This window comes from Thiomicrorhabdus marina, assembly GCF_017571465.1.
Classification (GTDB): domain Bacteria; phylum Pseudomonadota; class Gammaproteobacteria; order Thiomicrospirales; family Thiomicrospiraceae; genus Thiomicrorhabdus; species Thiomicrorhabdus marina.
This window is the reverse complement of sequence record NZ_JAGETV010000062.1, coordinates 1-869: the sequence shown is the minus strand read 5'-3', so window position 1 is coordinate 869 and position 869 is coordinate 1. Positions and strand designations below refer to the sequence as shown.

General features: G+C 44.9%; 1 rRNA gene. It reads right to left on the bottom strand.

Annotation, left to right across the window (positions count from 1 at the left end):
* Positions 1-593: ribosomal RNA gene (locus J3998_RS13080) — 16S ribosomal RNA — on the bottom strand; the annotation flags it as partial.
* Positions 594-869 lie beyond the last annotated feature (276 nt).

The following is an 869-nucleotide window of genomic DNA, read 5'->3' as shown; positions in this document are numbered from 1 at the left end:
AATCCGCCTACGCGCGCTTTACGCCCAGTAATTCCGAATAACGCTTGCACCCTCTGTATTACCGCGGCTGCTGGCACAGAGTTAGCCGGTGCTTCTTCTAAAGTTAACGTCAAGTAATGCAGGTATTAACTACACTACCTTCCTCACAATTGAAAGTGCTTTACAACCCTCGGGCCTTCTTCACACACGCGGCATGGCTGCATCAAGGTTTCCCTCATTGTGCAATATTCCCCACTGCTGCCTCCCGTAGGAGTCTGGGCCGTGTCTCAGTCCCAGTGTGGCTGATCATCCTCTCAAACCAGCTAGAGATCGCGGTCTTGGTAAGCCATTACCTTACCAACTAACTAATCTCACTTAGGCTCATCCTTTAGCGATAGCTTACAAGTAGAGGCCACCTTTACTCCGTAGAGCATATTCGGTATTAGCGTACGTTTCCATACGTTGTCCCCAACTAAAGGGTAGATTCCTAAGCATTACTCACCCGTCCGCCACTCGTCAGCAGAGAAGCAAGCTTCTCTCTGTTACCGTCCGACTTGCATGTGTTAGGCCTGCCGCCAGCGTTCATTCTGAGCCAGGATCAAACTCTTCAGTTTAATCTTGCTTGATTTATTTAAAATCGTTCTCACGATATAAACACTCGGAATTGACAAAGTAAGCATGACTCAATAAATTGAGTACCATGTACATATTTGTCAAAGTTTCGAGATTTTTTAATAGGCCACTCATCAAGAGAGCTTCCACATAAATTATCTCTGAATTACCTAATTTTTAAAGAACTTCCAACTCGCTCAGCGTTGCTTCCCTCGTTGGTAGGCCGCGTATTCTATAGAGTTGAAAACTTTCTGTCAAATGTTTTTTCAAACTTTTTT